The sequence below is a fragment of the Paraburkholderia sp. RL17-337-BIB-A genome (assembly GCF_046025895.1).
Taxonomy (GTDB): Bacteria; Pseudomonadota; Gammaproteobacteria; order Burkholderiales; family Burkholderiaceae; genus Paraburkholderia; species Paraburkholderia fungorum_C.
In genome coordinates this window covers 2,918,964-2,934,782 of record NZ_JARESY010000002.1, presented here as the reverse complement: position 1 = coordinate 2,934,782, position 15,819 = coordinate 2,918,964, and the positions used below count along the sequence as shown (strand labels likewise).

The following is a 15,819-nucleotide window of genomic DNA, read 5'->3' as shown; positions in this document are numbered from 1 at the left end:
CGGACAAGATATCGTCGATAGTCGATGCGACTGTGTGCACGCATACTCCTTCCTCGGCGAACCCGCCTGGATGTAACCCACCTGCACAAAATTGACAGATCAGGGACATGAATCTCAGAACCATCAGCCTCATGGCAACCGCCTTGTTTGCCTGTGTAACCGCAGTCGTGAGCCACGCGGCCGACGATCAGCAAAGCCGAATCAAAAGTGCAGTGGACCGCGCTGTTCAACCGGTCATGGCGCACTATGGCATTCCTGGCATGGCGGTTGGCATCATCGACGGTGACAGGCACTACGTATTCAACTATGGCCTGGCGTCGACGGAAAACAGCAAACCGGTCACGCGCGACACCTTGTTCGAACTGGGTTCTATCAGCAAGACTTTCACGGCGACGCTGACGTCCTATGCGCAGGCGAGCGGCTATCTATCTTTGTCGGATCAAACGGGCAAGTACCTTCCGTCTCTGCGAAATACCAGATTCGGCAATGTCAGCCTCCTCAATCTGGGCACGCACACGCCCGGCGGGCTGCCATTGCAGGTGCCCCACAACATCCGCAACAACGAACAGTTGATGCAATATTTCAAGCAGTGGCAGCCTGCTTATGCGCCGGGTACCTATCGAACTTATGCCAATCCCGGCATCGGCGCGCTCGGGCTGATAACGGCGAAGAGCATGGGGCAGGACTTTAGCGGGCTGGTGGAAAACCGTCTGTTTGCCGCGCTCGATATGAAGAGCAGCTACATCAAGGTTCCCGCTGGGAAGTTGAGCGACTACGCTCAGGGCTACACGAAACAGGGCGCGCCGATCAGGATGGCGCCTGGGGTGTTGTCCGCTGAAGCGTACGGCATCAAGGCTACGGCTGCCGACATGATTCGTTTCGTGCAAGCCAACATGAATCTGATCCAGCTGGACCCCAAGCTCCAGCGCGCGATCATCGATACGCATACTGGATACTTCAAAGCAGGGCCGATGACCCAGGACCTGATATGGGAACAATATCCATATCCTGTCACATTGCAGACGCTGCTGGACGGAAATTCGTCGGCGATGGCTTTGAATGCCACGCCGGTCACGGCAATCACGCCGCCGCAGCCTCCTCGTGAAGATGTCTGGATCAATAAGACGGGTTCGACCAACGGCTTCGGCGCGTACGTGGCATTCATTCCACAGAAGCGGTTAGGTATTGTCATGCTCGCCAACAAGAACTACCCCAATGAACAGCGGGTCACCGCTGCCTACCGGATTCTCACGTCGCTGGCCAACGGCGAACAATGAGGAAGTGCCCCTTCGATGAAAAGCGCTCGCTCCCTTTCTCTTCTCGTTCCGGCGCTCATGTTCATGTGCACGCAACCCGCCGAAGCTGCCGGTAGCGCGCCGGCGGCGAAAGACACCGTCGTGTTGCAACGGGCGCCTGTTCCAGGAACCGATCGTGAAATGGGCATGGGCATGGCCGAATTCCCGCCGAACGCATCGAAGCCGCGGCATAAGGCGACCGGTCCCGAGCTCGCGTATGTGCTCGAGGGTGAGGTAACGGTGCGGGTCGATGGTCAACCCACACGAGTCGTGCATGCGGGTGAGAGCTACCGGATGCCCGCCGATGTGGTCCACGTCACCACAGCCGGTCCTGAAGGCGCGAAGGTCATTGCGACCTGGGCGTGGGTGCCGGGAAAGCCGTTCAACGTTCGAGTGCCGGAATGACGTGAGGCGGATACGGCTTTTTGCTGTGAGACCGGGGGCGTTTAGTCTGGTTTGTCCTTTGCGGAAACCGCTATTATCGACTGTCATCCTGAGGAGAACCGTCGATGAGCCGCCCAGATTTCATCAAACACTGGACTGAACTGGAAGAACCGGACGCGCATTGCTATCGCGGCGATACGGAGAAAATGGCGCTTGACGCACCGCTATCCGCCGCACTCGGCATTACGCGCATTGGCATACATCACGTGAGACTTCTGCCCGGCCGGCGCACGTCATATCCGCACGCCGAAAGTACCGAGCAGGAGTTTGTGTACGTGCTCGAAGGCAAGCCTGACGTATGGATCGACGGCGTGCTTCATCCCATTTCTGAGGGCGATTCCGTCGCATTTCCGGCGGGCACTGGAATTTGCCACACCTTCATCAACAATACGAAAGAAGAAGTCAGGCTAATGGTGATCGGCGAGCGACCTCGCGACGACAACCGCATTCGTTATCCGTTGAACGAAGCGCACGAACGTACCCGCGCGGACCGCTGGATCGACTGGCCGACCAGACCGCTCGGCGACCATAACGGGAAGCCGGACTGAGGATGCTCGGCTGACCGCTTTGGCTATGTCACGGACGCGTTCCTCGACCACTCGGCGACCATAGCGGGAAGCCGGAATAAGGCTGTGCGGCTGATCGCTTTGCCTTGTGCCCGGGATGCGGTCCTGTGCAAATATTGGTGATTCAGGCTAGGCTACCTTGTGGGCCGGGTTTGGCTGCCTTTGCGCTACTGAGCCGGCCGCGCCACAGATTATTCCCGTAGGAAAGCACATGACTCAACAGTTAAAAATCGATTTCGTCTCTGATATTGCATGCCCGTGGTGTGCAATTGGCCTGTCGTCGCTGCAGCTTGCGCTATCGCATCTGGGCGATGCGGTGGACGCCCAGATAGTGGTGCATCCTTTCGAGCTCAATCCGGAGATGGGCCCGGGAGGCGAGGCGATTGTCGACTACCTTGGCAAAAAATACGGACGCACGGCGAAGCAGATTGCCGAAACGCAGGCCATGATCCGCGAGCGGGGCGCGAGCGTTGGCTTTACTTTCGGCCCGCGTACGCACGTCTACAATACATTCGATGCGCACCGCCTGCTGCATTGGGCTGGTCTCGAAGGCAAGCAGTTAGCACTAAAAATGGCGCTACTGCGGGCCTATCATGGCGAGGGCAAAGACCCAAGCGATCACGAAGTCCTGGTTGAAGCGGCCCAGTCCGCGGGGCTTGATGCTGCGCGGGCAGATGAGGTATTGCGAAGCGGGGAGTATGCCAACGAGGTTCGTGCGGAAGAGCGTGAATACCAGGCGAAGGGCATCCAATCGGTGCCGGCGATCATCTTTAACGGCCGCTATCTGGTGAGCGGCGGACAGCCTGTGGAAACCTTCGAGCAAGTCATCCAGAAGATTCTGGCCGAAGCGTAGAACGGCCACTACGGCCACTACGGCCACTACGGCCACTACGGCCACTACGGCAAATACGGCCACTACGGCCACTACGGCCACTACGGCAAATACGGCAAATACGGCAACAACGGCAACAACGGCAACTACGGCAACTACGGCAACTACGGCAACTACGGCAACTACGGCAACTACGGCAATCGTTGCGAGCGCACGCAGTGGCTGTGACCAGGGAGTCTGTGGTCTATTTGAATTCAGGCAAGCTTGTCGTTCCCACTATTCGAGACGGCGCGGCACGAGCAAGCAGAGCGGATGGCTCATAGCACTACGCTTCGGCGCGCGCGGCGCTGCTGGAAACATGACGGTGTAGTCGAGCAGAAGCCGATGGTTTGCACGAGTCCGGAGCGAAGCCGCTAGTTTTCCGGTGTTCCGTTCCGGCGAGCGCGCAGTGCGAGGCGGGAAGTAAGACTGCCTTGTCACTCGCGTCGAATGTGCGAGGGCACGGATTCCAGATGCACCACTACCGCGACTGTGCGGGGGACCCGCTTATGAGCTGGCGGTGTGAGCCGCTTTCTTTGCTTATCTTTCTTTGCGGCGGCAAAGAAAGTAAGTGCCGCCCCGCACAGGGGCGACGCTAATAGACCAATACCAACTCAAGGAAAGGCCAACACCGCAGGCAACCAGACGCCCAAGCGTGAGCAAACAACCAAAACAACCCCCCCCAACGCCGCAGGCACCCATCCCCCACCCCCATCAGGTAATAGCCTAATAGAACCCCCACCGCCGCACGGCGTAAAATCGTGGCACATCGATTTGGGGGACCCCAGGCAATGCGTCTGGCTTCTCATCACGATTCAACCCGCTGCCTCCGGCAAAGCCCGCCGCCTCGGCGTCCACCGGCTTCCAGACCCGCTCCTCGCCCTGAGGCAAGCGGCGCCCACGGAATTGCCGCGCAATCCACCTCATGACCCCGCTCATTTCCGTCAAAAGGCTCAACAAGAGCTTCCCCGGCGTACGGGCGCTCCACGAAGTCCAATTCGACCTGGCGACCGGCGAAGTCCACGCCCTGATGGGCGAAAACGGCGCCGGCAAGTCGACGCTAATGAAAATCCTCGCCGGCGTATACACCCGGGACTCAGGCGAATTCCTCTACGACGGCCAGCCGGTCGAATTCTCAAGCCCACGCGAGGCGCAAGCCGTCGGCGTCTGCATCATTCATCAGGAACTCCAACTGATGAACCATCTGAGCGTCGCCCAGAACATGTTCATCGGCCGCGAGCCGCGCGGGCGCCTCGGCCTGTTCCTCGACGAAGACAAGCTCAACGCGCAAGCCCGCGACGTCCTCGCCCGCATGCATGTGAATCTCGACCCGCGCGCGATTGTCAGCACCCTCACCGTCGCCAGCCAGCAAATGGTCGAGATCGCCAAGGCCTTATCCTTCGATTCGCGCGTGCTGATCATGGACGAGCCCACCTCGGCGCTCAACGACGCCGAAATCGCCGAGCTCTTCCGCATCATCCGGGAGCTGAAAAGCCGGGGCGTAGGGATCATCTATATCTCGCACAAGATGGATGAGCTCAAGCAGATCGCCGACCGCGTCACCGTGTTGCGTGACGGCGAATATGTGGCCACCGTCACCGCTGGGGACACCAGCGTCGAGGTGATCATCGGCATGATGGTGGGGCGAACCTTGACCGACGTCGCGCCTTCCCAGCGCGTCGCGGGCCAGGGCGAGGTCGCGCTCGAAGTCAACCATCTCAACGCCGGCCCGCTGGTCAAAGACGTGAGCTTCGCGCTGCGCAAAGGGGAGATATTGGGCTTTGCCGGTTTGATGGGCGCCGGGCGCACCGAAGTCGCCCGAGCGGTGTTCGGTGCCGATCCGGTCGAATCGGGCGAAATCGTTGTGAAAGGCGTGAAGGCGATGATCAGGACGCCGAGCGATGCGGTGGCACGCGGTATCGGCTATCTCTCGGAGGATCGCAAGCGCTTCGGCCTTGCGACGGGTATGGACGTCGAATCGAATATCGTCATGTCCAACTTGGGCAAATTCCTGTCGTTCAACTTTTTCTTGCGCCGCGCGCAGATCCGGCGGGCAGCCTCTCATTTCATCAATCTGCTCGCCATTCGCACGCCCTCCGCGACGCAGGAGGTGCGGCTTCTTTCGGGCGGTAATCAGCAGAAAATCGTGATTGCGAAATGGCTCGAACGCGACTGCGACGTGCTCTTCTTCGACGAGCCGACGCGCGGTATCGACGTCGGCGCCAAGAGCGAGATCTACAAGTTGCTGCGCGCGCTTGCCGAGCAGGGCAAGGCGATCGTGATGATCTCGTCGGAATTGCCGGAAATCTTGCGCATGAGCGATCGGATCGTCGTGATGTGCGAGGGCCGCATTACGGGCGAACTCTCCGCGAGGGAGGCGACGCAAGAGCGCATCATGCAGTTGGCGACGCAACGCGAAACCTTAAAAGCAGCATGAGCTTCGAGAGGAGAGGCCCAATTTATGACACAGCCATCGGACACTTCGGCGCTAGCCAAGCAGGGACGGTTGTTCGGCCTGCGAGCCCGCGTCTTCTCGCCGACCGCGCTGCAAAAGCTGCTCGCCTTCGGGAGCCTGATCCTGCTGCTGGTTTTTTTCAGCTTCGCGTCTCCCTCGTTCATGCAGATGGACAACATGCTCGGGATTCTGCAGGCGACGGCGGTCAACGGCGTTCTGGCGATTGCCTGTACGTTCGTGATCGTCACGGGCGGCATCGATTTGTCCGTCGGTACCTTGATGACCTTCACGGCGGTCATTTGCGGCGTGTTTCTGACCTACTGGCATTTGCCGATGTGGACCGGCGTGGTGGCTGCGATTGGCACGGGCGCGATCTGCGGGACCGTTTCGGGGACCCTCACGGCGAAAATGAAAATACCGCCGTTCATTGCCACCCTGGGCATGATGATGTTGCTGAAGGGTCTTTCGCTGGTCGTCTCGGCCGACAAGCCGATCTACTTCACCGACACCGAAAACTTCTACATGATTTCCCAGGATTCGCTGATCGGCTATTTCCTGCCGAGCCTGCCGATTCCGAATGCGGTCCTGATTCTGTTTTTCCTTGCGGTCGTGAGTTCGATCACGCTGAATCGCACGGCGCTTGGCCGTTATACCTTTGCGCTTGGCAGCAATGAAGAAGCCGTGCGCCTGTCCGGCGTGAATGTCGACGCGTGGAAGATCGCGATTTACGCGTTGGGCGGCGCGATTTGCGGCGTCGCCGGTTTACTGATTGCCTCGCGCCTGAATTCGGCGCAGCCGGCGCTAGGCCAGGGCTATGAACTCGAAGCGATCGCCGCCGTGGTGATCGGCGGGACCTCGCTTAGCGGCGGTTCGGGCACGATTCTCGGCACGATCATCGGCGCGTTCATCATGAGCGTGCTGACCAACGGCCTGCGCATCATGTCCGTCGCTCAGGAATGGCAGATCGTGGTGACCGGCCTCATCATCATTCTCGCGGTCTATGCCGATATTTTGCGGCGCAAGAAAAGCTGACACAGCTGACGTGGCGCGCAACCGGATCAAAGAAAGGGGGCGCCAAGGCTCCCACAACGGGCTGAAGCTCGATGGCCCATCTTAGGAGGAGAAACACCATGTTGAAAAGAAGACTAATCGGTGTTGTGGTCGGCGTTGGCGCGCTCATTGGCGGCACGAGTCTTGTGCGCGCGGACGAAACTTACATCCCGCTTATTTCGAAAGGCTTCCAGCACCAGTTCTGGCAGGCCGTTAAAACCGGCGCGGAACAGTCGGCCAAGGAGCACAGCGTCAGAATCACCTTCGAGGGTCCGGAAACCGAGGCCATGGTCGACAAGCAGATCGACATGCTCTCGGCCGCGCTTGCCAAGAAGCCTCAGGCGCTCGGCATCGCCGCGCTCGATAGCAAGGCGGCCATTCCGCTGTTGCGGCGGGCGCAGGCCGCCAAGATACCCGTCATCGCCTTCGACTCCGGCGTGGACAGCGACATTCCGCTCACCACCTGTGCAACCGACAACCTTGCCGCGGCCGCGCTCGCCGCCGACAAGATGGCCACAGCCATCGGTAATGCCGGTGAAGTCGGCCTGATCGTGCACGACCAGACCAGCCGCACCGGCGTCGATCGCCGCGACGGCTTCCTGAACGAGATGAAGTCGAAGCACCCGAACATCAAAATCGTCTCGGTCCAGTATGGCGGCGGCGACCATTTGAAGTCGGCGGAAATCGCCAAGACGATGATTCAGGCCAACCCCAACCTCAAGGGCATTTTCGGCTCGAATGAAGGCTCTGCGGAGGGGGCTGCGATCGGCGTCAAGGAATCGGGCAAGAAGCTCGTCCTGATTGGTTACGACTCGGGCAAAGAGCAAAAGGACGACATCAATTCGGGCTTGATGTACGGCGCCATCACGCAGAACCCGATCGGCATCGGCAAGTGCGTCGTCGACTCCGCGGTGAAGGCGCTCAAGGGCGAGAAGCTGCCCAAGAAAGTCGACACGGGCTTCTACTGGTACGACAAGAGCAATATCACCGATCCCAAGATCGCCGCCGTGCTCTATGACTGACCGTTAAAGCAAGGGGGCGACGGGAGAGGTTGGGTGCGGCGCTTCCGCGGCGGCAGCCGGTGCGGAAGCGTCTTTCGATGCCACCGCTCGCGTGGCCCATAGGCGCAAGTCGATAAACGTCGTAGGGGAGGGTGTCCAGATGGTCACGATCACCAAGCTGTCCGTCCGGGACATCCGGTTTCCGACTTCGCGTTCACTCGACGGCTCCGACGCGATGAACGCCGCGCCGGATTATTCCGCCACCTACGTGACGCTCGAAACCGATTCGCCGGACGCGCTCACCGGTCATGGCCTGACGTTCACCATCGGGCGCGGCAACGAGATCTGCGTGACCGCGGTGCAGGCGCTAACGCCACTCGTCGTCGGCAAAACGCTTGAGGATATCGCCGCGAACATGGGCGCTTTCTGGCGCGCGCTGACCTCGGACAGCCAGTTGCGCTGGATCGGTCCTGACAAGGGCGCCATTCATCTGGCGACGGCGGCTGTGGTGAATGCAGCCTGGGATCTGTGGGCAAAAGCGGAAGGCAAGCCGGTGTGGAAGCTGCTCGTCGATATGAGCCCCGAAGCACTCGTGCGTTGTCTCGACTTCCGCTATGTGACCGATGCGATCACGCCGCAGGAAGCCATCGCCATGCTGCATCGGCATGCCGGGACCCGCGGCGAGCGCGAAACAGAAATGCTCGCGCACGGCTATCCGGCCTACACGACGTCGGCCGGCTGGCTCGGCTACGACGACGACAAGATTCGCCGGCTCGCACGCGAAGGCGTCGCGCAGGGCTGGACCCACTTCAAGCAGAAAGTGGGCGGCAATCTCGAGGAAGACATGCGCCGGGCCCGCATCCTGCGCGAGGAAATCGGCGAAAACCTGAAGCTGATGATGGATGCGAACCAGGTATGGGACGTCGATGAAGCGGTCGCTAACATGCGGCGTCTGGCGGAATTCGATCCGTGGTGGATCGAGGAACCCACGAGTCCCGACGACATTCTCGGCCACGCGGCCATCCGCCAGCGAATCAGGCCAATCGGCGTGGCGACGGGCGAGCACTGTCAGAACCGCGTGATGTTCAAGCAGCTGCTGCAGGCGCATGCCATCGACTTCTGTCAGATCGATAGCTGCCGGCTGGGCGGTCTGAACGAGGTGATCGTGGTCCTGCTGATGGCGGCCAAGTTCGGCGTGCCCGTGTGTCCGCACGCGGGCGGCGTCGGTTTGTGCGAGTATGTCCAGCACATTTCACTGTTCGACTATATCTGCGTGTCGGCGTCGCTGGAAAACCGGGTGCTCGAATACGTGGATCATCTGCATGAGCATTTCGTCGATCCTGTGGTGATCCGCAACGGCCATTACATGCCGCCGCAACGTCCCGGCTACAGCATCGAAATGCACGCGGCGTCGCTCGATCAGTATGACTTTCCTGAGGGGCCGGCCTGGCGGCGCTGAGATCGCACGTGCGGGGGCGCTGTTTCAGGTGCCCATGCGCAGGGGGCGATCAGGACGCGCAACTAGCAGGCGCGTCCGGTCAGGCGCACGACGGGCGCCATGCGCCCGTCTGTCTTTACAGATAGCTGCAGACGTAGTCGAGCGTTTCGGTCACGTCGATATCGAAGCGGCTCTTGCCGGGCACCGAGAACGACTCGCCCGCGCCATATGTCTTCCACTCGTCACTGCCTTCGAGGCGGATACGGCATTGGCCCGCCTGCACCTCCATGAGTTCCGGCGCGTCGGTGCCGAAGCTGAGTGTGCCGGGCAGGATCACGCCGAGCGTTTTGCGTGTGCCGTCAGCGAAGAGAACGGTGTGTGAGACACACTTGCCTTCGAAGTAAACGTTGGCGCGTTTGATAACGGAAACCTGATCGAATTGCGTTGCGGCCGTCATGGCGGTCTTCCTTTGGGTCATCATGAACATCGTGAATGGATGCATTGGCGCCGCGTGGCGGTAGCGGGCGGCAGGCGATGCGCGATCTGCGCGGGCCGCCTGCGCGGGCTTTCGGTCCGGCGCCAGCCCGCCATCATACAGGCGGGCTGGCGGCGCGAAGCGGTGGGCTTGGGCATCCGGTCTGGAATGACGTCCGGCAGCGCGGCGGATCTCGGTGCAATAGCGCTTGCCGCATGCGTGTATCGCGTTGAACGTGAGCTTGTCCAGCCTGTCAGGGCAACGTCACGGTGCGGCGCGGACGTTTAGCCGACCGGGCGCCAACGGCCAGAATCCGGGCACACAATGACCCGTTCGCCGTTCAGCAAGACTTGCTCTTCATCCGGTTGCGACGAGGCGGGAGGGGCGATGTCGAAGGCAACTTTGAGTGCCTGCCCAACATGGGGATCTTCGATCGGAAGCTCCCAGGTCAGGAATATCTGGACGCAATCCTGGTCCGGCGCGAAGTCGGCCGCGTTAAAACCGCTGCTACCGCGCTGAATTACGCCATGAGGCTGGCCGGTATCGAATATCACCGCCGTTCCCCGGGTCAGAGGAATGCGCTGGCCCGTAGAGGGAAAATGCAAGTCGAGACCCTTGTCCTCGCTCATGAAAAGATTGCAAAAGGCCGAATCGCCATATTGCCCACCGTCATGGTGGTACCTTGCGCCGCGGCAGGCCATGAGGGCTACGTCACTGGCGGCAAGCACGTCGGGTAGTCCGAGCGCACACGTCCAATCGGACATGGCCTGCACGCAGCGCGTGTAGTCCGGCCAGCGCACCCGTGCTCGCGCCAAAGGCATGACTTCGACGTCACCGGGCTCGAGGACCATGTGCAACGACGTCTCCCTTTCCCAATCCGCAAGCAGACGTGCGGAGGGCGCAGGCACGTCGAGCGTGCCTGATAGCACGATGTCGCTCACGCGCCGACTGCGGATGGCGTCGCTACTCTGGAAATAGCAGGTCAGGATGTCTTGCACGCGATGCGGTTTGCTGTTGATGCTGTTGAGGGGCGAATCATCTGGGGCATTGTAACGATTCCGGGGGAATCGCTTCGGCACGCAGGGCCGGTGTGAGGCTGTGGATCGATGTGGTGGGCCTCGTTTGGAACAGCACAGCAGCGACACGCGCATCACCGTATATGCGAATGCATTGCCTTCATCGGACGGCGAATGAACGGAGAAGCCGCGGCAGGGTGTATGTACGAGATAGCCCGTTGGCCCCACTGCTAAAATAGCTTCCCTTTTCTTGGGAGACGCAAATGTCCTGGTTCATCTACGAAGTGCCCGAATACAACGAAGACGGGGCGCGCATCGAACCGTTTAGCGATTTGCGTAGCCGCGTCCTGAAGGTAAGTGGGCAGGCCATGGCCGACGAACTGGAAAGTGTCCGCGCGAACGCCGCGACGACGGCGGATACGCCGGGTCACCCGCTGCGCGCCGCGGAAAATCCTCACGTATTCCCAATCCCATATGCCGACTCGATGATCCTCGTCGGCTTCATCTTCGAGCTGAAACGGGAGTCCCGGCATCTGGTGGTGTCGCCGGTGGAAATGCCCTGGTTGAAAGATGCTTGAGAACAGGCTCGGTCTTTAATCCCGGCGAAAAAAATGCCGCCCGCGTGAAAACGGGCGGCATTTTTTAGTCCTGGCTCAGCCCATTACCTGGGTACTGAGCCTCGCTGTCGCGAGAGACCTGGGTGTCAGAACCGGTGGCGCACGCCGACCCGGAATGCCAACTGGTTGTCCGCGCCCGGACCGGACGGGCCGAAGAAGCTCGTGCTGGAACCGAAGACAATGGATGGAAAGCGTAGGCTGCTACGGCGACGAATTTGCGGCTGCAGCGCGCGGCCGTGCGATCAAGTTACAACGGGATGCCGGCGGCAGTCGATTTCTCGGTTGTCGGCAGATCGAAACAGAACGTCGTGCCGGGGCCTGCACGGTCGATCAGGCGGATCTGGCTCTGATGCAATTGCAGCATGCGCTGCACGATCAGCAAGCCGAGTCCGCCGCCGCGATGCGCGCCGGCTGAGCTGAAGGGGCGTTCGAACAGCCCCTCGCGCTGTTCGGCTGAAATGCCGGATCCGGTGTCGCTCACCGTGACCGAGACCCTGCCGTCCTTGTGCGCGAGTTCGACATCGATCACGCCGCCGGCGGGGGTGTGGCGAATCGCGTTGTCGAGCAGATTGGTCAGCACGCGCTCGATCATCCCCAGATCGGCGCTGACGGCCGGCAGGCGCGGGGGAATCTCCGCCCGCAGCTGGATGTGCCGCGCCTCGGCGGGTAACTCGAATTTCTGAAAAATGTCCTGCACCAGATCGACCAGCGAGAACTGCTCGAGCGCGGGTTGCACGTTGCCGTGTTCGAGCCGGGCCAGTTCGAACAGCGACTGCGCGAGCCGCCCGACCTTGACGCTCTGTGCCAGCGCAATCGCCAGATAGCGTTTGCGCTCCGTTTCGCCGAGTGTGTCGGCCTTGAGCGACAGCGTCTCCAGATAGCCATGCAGCGACGTGAGCGGTGTGCGCAGGTCGTGCGAAATATTGGCGATCAGCTCGCGCCGTTGCTGATCCTGTCTGGTCAGCGCACGCCACTGCTCGCCGATGCGGTTCGCCATTTGTGCGAACGTGGTTTCGAGCACGGCGATTTCGTCGCGCTGTCCGGCCGGTGCCGAGCGCGGCACGGCCGGCTGGGTGTCCGGTTCGCCGTCGGCGTCGAAGCGGCGCATGGCGTCGGTCAGGCGGCGCAGCGGCCGCGTGATGAGGCCGAAGGCCGTCAAGCCCGCGAGCAAGCCGAGCAGTGCGACCAGCGCCATCGACCACAGCGTGGTGCGCAGCACCGAGCTGGCGGCCACGCGTGCGGCGAGCGCGTCGTGCGCTTCGCCGAGCAGGACGACATAGATATAGCCGGAGGGTTGCCGGCCGCTCAGTTGCAGCGGTGCGGCGCTGAACACCTTTTTGCCGTCCAGGCTGCGCGGGTCGTCGCCGAGAATCGGCAACGCATCGCCGGCGATGAATTGCCGGATCGGCGCGAGATCCACCTGCTGGCGCTTGACGTGACCCGCAGGAGCGTCGTCGCCCTGGATGCGCCCCTGATTGTCGAGCAGGTACACCTCGACGCTCGGATTCACCATCATCAACTGGCCGAAGAGCTGGCGCACGGCATCCGGCCGCAGGCCGTTCGCATCCATCAGGGTCGTGCGGTGCGCGATATGGTCGGCGAGGCTGCGCGACAGGCTTTGCACGACTTCCTTTTCGTGCAGGTCGCTCGAGCGGATCTGCAGCCACGCCGACGCGCCGCAGCACGCCAGCAGCAGTGCGGAGAAAACGAGTGAGAGCCGCTGGGTGAGTGTCAGAGTCACGGCGTGTCCCGAGGTGCGCTGCCGGACGCCGGCCCGTCGCCTGGAATGCCCGGCACGGCCAGTTTGTAGCCGCGCCCCCAAACCGTCAGGATGCGCTCGGGCTGGGCCGGATCGGCCTCGATCTTGGCGCGCAGCCGGTTGATATGGGTGTTGACGGTATGTTCGTAGCCCTCGTGCTGATAGCCCCACACGGCATTGAGCAGGTCCATGCGCGAGAACACCTTGCCGGGATGCTGCGCGAAGTAGTAGAGCAGGTCGAATTCGCGCGGCGTCAGTTCGATGGCTTTGCCGTCGACGCTCGCCTCGCGCGTCAGCGGATCGATCGTCAGGCCGGCAATCCGCAGACTGCCCGCGTCGATTCGCGAGTCTTTCGCCATGGCTTCGACGCGCCGCAGCAACGCCTTGACGCGCGCCACCAGTTCGAGGACCGAGAACGGCTTGGCGAGGTAGTCGTCGGCGCCGAGTTCGAGGCCGAGAATGCGGTGCACTTCGCTCGAACGCGCGCTGGTGATGATGATCGGGGTATAGCGCGTCATCGCGCGGGCGCGCCGGCAGATTTCCAGGCCGTCGACGCCGGGCAGCATCAGATCGAGGATCAGCGCGTCCCAATTGCCTTGCTCCAGCAGGCGCAGCCCTTCGTTGCCATCTGCGCTGTGCACGACTTCGTAACGCTCGTCGCGCAGATGAAGGCTCAGCAGGTTGGCAATGTCGACGTCGTCTTCGACGATCAGGATGCGCTTCGGGTGGTCCATGGAGGGCTTCAGACGCCGGTGAGGGCGTGGTTTGGCACTGCAAAACAAGGGCGCCCGCAAAAGCGGGCCGTTGCGCCATTGTGCAAAATTTTCGGGCGGCGAGTTATCACATTTAATTTAACTTTTCGTGAGGACTTCGACATCCCCCGCGCCTTAGGATGTGGCCACTTTCCGCAGATTCCTGCGTCTGGAACCGACATGTTACTTATCGTTCTTGCCTATCTCGGCGGCGCCCTGACGATTCTCAGTCCGTGCATCCTGCCGGTGCTGCCGTTTGTTTTCGCGCGCGCGGATCAGCCGTTCGTGCGCAGCGGGCTGCCGTTGCTTGCGGGCATGGCGCTGACCTTCGCCGTCGTCGCGACGCTTGCCGCGGTGGGCGGCGGCTGGGCCACTCAGGCCAACCAGTATGGCCGCTGGCTAGCGATCGCGTTGCTCGCCGTGTTCGGACTGTCGCTGCTGTTTCCGCGCTTTGCGGATCATCTGATGCGCCCGCTGGTGAGCGCGGGTAACCGTCTGTCGAACTTTGCCCAGACAGACGGCCAGCAGGGCCGCCCAGGTTCGTCGTTTCTGCTGGGTATCGCTACCGGCTTGCTGTGGGCGCCGTGCGCCGGTCCGATTCTCGGCCTGGTGCTGACTGGCGCGGCATTGCGGGGGGCGAGCGTCGGCACCACGCTGTTGCTGGTGGCGTATGCGGCCGGGGCCGCGACTTCGCTCGCGGTGGCCTTGCTGATCGGCGGCCGGGTGTTCACGGCGATGAAGCGCTCGCTGGGCGCGGGCGAATGGATCCGCCGCGGGATTGGCGCGGCGATGTTGTGCGGTGTGGTGGCGATTGCGTTGGGCCTCGATACCGGCTTGCTGACGCGCATCTCGACCGTCGCCACGGGGGGCATCGAACAGAAACTGGTCGATAAGCTTTCGCCCGGCGCGACACCTGTCAATCCGGTGGCGGCGGGGAGCAACGGCAACGCGTCGGCTAATGCATCAGCCAGCGCATCCGGCAACGATGCAGTGATGACCGCCAACCCCACTGTCGGCGCAAGTGCCTCCGCCGACTCCGGCGCAATGATGCGCACCGCGCAAGGCGCACCAGCCGGCGAACCGGCGCCGTTGCCCGTCGAAGGCGTGCTGCCGACGCTGGACGGTGCAGTCCAATGGCTGAATTCACCGCCGCTGACGGTTCAGGGTCTGCGCGGCAAGGTCGTGCTAATCGATTTCTGGACCTATTCGTGCATCAACTGCCTGCGTTCGCTGCCGTATGTCAAAGCGTGGGCGCAGAAGTACAAGGATCAGGGGCTGGTCGTGATCGGCGTGCATGCGCCGGAATTCGCGTTCGAGCGGAATATCGACAACGTCAAGAAGGCCACGCACGACCTTGGTGTCGACTATCCCGTCGCCATCGACAACAACTACGCGATCTGGCGCGCGCTGAACAATCAGTACTGGCCGGCGCATTATTTCGTCGATGGCAAAGGGCAGATTCGCTATCACCATTTCGGCGAAGGCGACTATGCGGAATCGGAAAAGGTAATTCAGCAACTGTTGGCTGAAGCGGGCCATGCGGGCGCCTCGAAGGTCGCGCTCGGCATTGCCGGCACGAGCGCGCAAGGTGTGCAGGCCGCGGCCGACAACGCCGACATGCAGTCGCCGGAAACATATATCGGCTACGAGCGTGCGGAGAATTTCGCGTCGCCCGGCGGTGAAGCGCAGGACAAGGTGCACACCTACGCGGCGCCGTCGCAGCCTGCCGTCAACGATTGGGGCCTCGCCGGCGCATGGAACGTGGGCGCTGAACACGCGACGCTCGCGGCACCGTCCGGACGCATCGTCTATCGTTTTCATGCGCGCGATCTGCATCTCGTGCTGGGTCCGGGCAAGGACGGCAAACCGGTTCGCTTCCGTGTCAGCGTGGATGGCGCAGCACCGGGCGCGGCACACGGTACCGACGTCGCCACCGACGGCAGCGGCACCGTGACCGAACAGCGTCTTTACCAACTCGTTCGGCAAACCGGCGATGTCGCGGATCATACGTTCTCGATCGAATTCCTCGATCCCGGCGTGCAAGCCTATGCATTTACGTTCGGTTAATTCAGGCCGGGCG

General features: G+C 61.8%; 14 protein-coding genes. 10 read left to right on the top strand and 4 right to left on the bottom strand.

The features are described from left to right. The first annotated feature begins 107 nt into the window (after positions 1 to 107). The 8 genes from ampC to P0D84_RS33775 all read left to right on the top strand — a co-directional run bounded on the left by ampC (position 108) and on the right by P0D84_RS33775 (position 9,141). The gene (ampC, locus tag P0D84_RS33810) at positions 108 to 1,277 is read left to right on the top strand and encodes a class C beta-lactamase (RefSeq protein ID WP_408343960.1); all 1,170 of its coding nucleotides are present in this window, start codon (positions 108 to 110) and stop codon (positions 1,275 to 1,277) included. 15 nt (positions 1,278 to 1,292) lie between these two features. Continuing rightward, a complete protein-coding gene (locus P0D84_RS33805) occupies positions 1,293 to 1,700 on the top strand; it encodes a cupin domain-containing protein (protein WP_408343957.1) in 408 nt (135 codons plus the stop codon). A 104-nt stretch (positions 1,701 to 1,804) separates the two neighbouring features. After that, positions 1,805 to 2,287, top strand: coding sequence for a cupin domain-containing protein (locus P0D84_RS33800; protein WP_408343954.1), 483 nt, complete (start codon positions 1,805 to 1,807; stop codon positions 2,285 to 2,287). Positions 2,288 to 2,516: 229 nt separating this feature from the next. After that, positions 2,517 to 3,158, top strand: coding sequence for a DsbA family oxidoreductase (locus P0D84_RS33795; RefSeq protein ID WP_408343951.1), 642 nt, complete (start codon positions 2,517 to 2,519; stop codon positions 3,156 to 3,158). Between the two features lie 943 nt (positions 3,159 to 4,101). Continuing rightward, the gene (locus P0D84_RS33790) at positions 4,102 to 5,613 is read left to right on the top strand and encodes a sugar ABC transporter ATP-binding protein (protein WP_408343948.1); all 1,512 of its coding nucleotides are present in this window, start codon (positions 4,102 to 4,104) and stop codon (positions 5,611 to 5,613) included. Between the two features lie 24 nt (positions 5,614 to 5,637). Continuing rightward, positions 5,638 to 6,663, top strand: a complete 1,026-nt coding sequence (locus P0D84_RS33785; protein ID WP_408343945.1) for an ABC transporter permease — start codon at positions 5,638 to 5,640, stop codon at positions 6,661 to 6,663. Between the two features lie 98 nt (positions 6,664 to 6,761). Beyond that, positions 6,762 to 7,703: an ABC transporter substrate-binding protein gene (locus tag P0D84_RS33780; protein WP_408346241.1), complete on the top strand. Its 942-nt coding sequence runs from the start codon at positions 6,762 to 6,764 to the stop codon at positions 7,701 to 7,703. 139 nt (positions 7,704 to 7,842) lie between these two features. Further along, entirely contained in the window at positions 7,843 to 9,141 is a 1,299-nt protein-coding gene (locus P0D84_RS33775; RefSeq protein WP_408343942.1) for an L-fuconate dehydratase, read from the top strand. Between the two features lie 115 nt (positions 9,142 to 9,256). Here P0D84_RS33775 and ppnP read toward each other — a convergent pair whose 3' ends face one another. Both ppnP and P0D84_RS33765 read right to left on the bottom strand, forming a co-directional pair. Then, positions 9,257 to 9,577 (bottom strand): pyrimidine/purine nucleoside phosphorylase, encoded by a 321-nt coding sequence (gene ppnP, locus P0D84_RS33770; RefSeq protein ID WP_408343939.1) that lies wholly within the window; start codon positions 9,575 to 9,577, stop codon positions 9,257 to 9,259. A 302-nt stretch (positions 9,578 to 9,879) separates the two neighbouring features. Next, a complete protein-coding gene (locus tag P0D84_RS33765; RefSeq protein WP_408343936.1) occupies positions 9,880 to 10,593 on the bottom strand; it encodes a hypothetical protein in 714 nt (237 codons plus the stop codon). Positions 10,594 to 10,874: 281 nt separating this feature from the next. On the opposite strand from P0D84_RS33765, the gene P0D84_RS33760 reads away from it, so the two are divergent. Continuing rightward, positions 10,875 to 11,189: a helicase gene (locus P0D84_RS33760; protein WP_408343934.1), complete on the top strand. Its 315-nt coding sequence runs from the start codon at positions 10,875 to 10,877 to the stop codon at positions 11,187 to 11,189. Between the two features lie 286 nt (positions 11,190 to 11,475). On the opposite strand, the gene P0D84_RS33755 is transcribed toward P0D84_RS33760, so the two are convergent. After that, complete coding sequence (locus tag P0D84_RS33755) at positions 11,476 to 12,969, bottom strand: sensor histidine kinase (RefSeq protein ID WP_408343931.1); 1,494 nt, start codon at positions 12,967 to 12,969, stop codon at positions 11,476 to 11,478. Beyond that, positions 12,966 to 13,721, bottom strand: a complete 756-nt coding sequence (locus P0D84_RS33750; RefSeq protein ID WP_408343927.1) for a response regulator transcription factor — start codon at positions 13,719 to 13,721, stop codon at positions 12,966 to 12,968. The genes P0D84_RS33755 and P0D84_RS33750 overlap by 4 nt, the downstream gene beginning before the upstream one ends. Before the next feature lie 198 nt (positions 13,722 to 13,919). Here P0D84_RS33750 and P0D84_RS33745 point away from each other — a divergent pair, with 198 nt between their 5' ends. Further along, positions 13,920 to 15,806 (top strand): cytochrome c biogenesis protein DipZ, encoded by a 1,887-nt coding sequence (locus tag P0D84_RS33745; RefSeq protein ID WP_408343924.1) that lies wholly within the window; start codon positions 13,920 to 13,922, stop codon positions 15,804 to 15,806. Positions 15,807 to 15,819 lie beyond the last annotated feature (13 nt).

Bases quoted from the DNA above. Each gene is read 5' to 3' on its own strand.
- ampC (WP_408343960.1), top strand. From the start codon at position 108: ATGAATCTCAGAACCATCAGCCTCATGGCAACCGCCTTGTTTGCCTGT.
- P0D84_RS33805 (WP_408343957.1), top strand. From the start codon at position 1,293: ATGAAAAGCGCTCGCTCCCTTTCTCTTCTCGTTCCGGCGCTCATGTTC.
- P0D84_RS33800 (WP_408343954.1), top strand. From the start codon at position 1,805: ATGAGCCGCCCAGATTTCATCAAACACTGGACTGAACTGGAAGAACCG.
- P0D84_RS33795 (WP_408343951.1), top strand. From the start codon at position 2,517: ATGACTCAACAGTTAAAAATCGATTTCGTCTCTGATATTGCATGCCCG.
- P0D84_RS33790 (WP_408343948.1), top strand. From the start codon at position 4,102: ATGACCCCGCTCATTTCCGTCAAAAGGCTCAACAAGAGCTTCCCCGGC.
- P0D84_RS33785 (WP_408343945.1), top strand. From the start codon at position 5,638: ATGACACAGCCATCGGACACTTCGGCGCTAGCCAAGCAGGGACGGTTG.
- P0D84_RS33780 (WP_408346241.1), top strand. From the start codon at position 6,762: ATGTTGAAAAGAAGACTAATCGGTGTTGTGGTCGGCGTTGGCGCGCTC.
- P0D84_RS33775 (WP_408343942.1), top strand. From the start codon at position 7,843: ATGGTCACGATCACCAAGCTGTCCGTCCGGGACATCCGGTTTCCGACT.
- ppnP (WP_408343939.1), bottom strand. From the start codon at position 9,577: ATGACGGCCGCAACGCAATTCGATCAGGTTTCCGTTATCAAACGCGCC.
- P0D84_RS33760 (WP_408343934.1), top strand. From the start codon at position 10,875: ATGTCCTGGTTCATCTACGAAGTGCCCGAATACAACGAAGACGGGGCG.
- P0D84_RS33750 (WP_408343927.1), bottom strand. From the start codon at position 13,721: ATGGACCACCCGAAGCGCATCCTGATCGTCGAAGACGACGTCGACATT.
- P0D84_RS33745 (WP_408343924.1), top strand. From the start codon at position 13,920: ATGTTACTTATCGTTCTTGCCTATCTCGGCGGCGCCCTGACGATTCTC.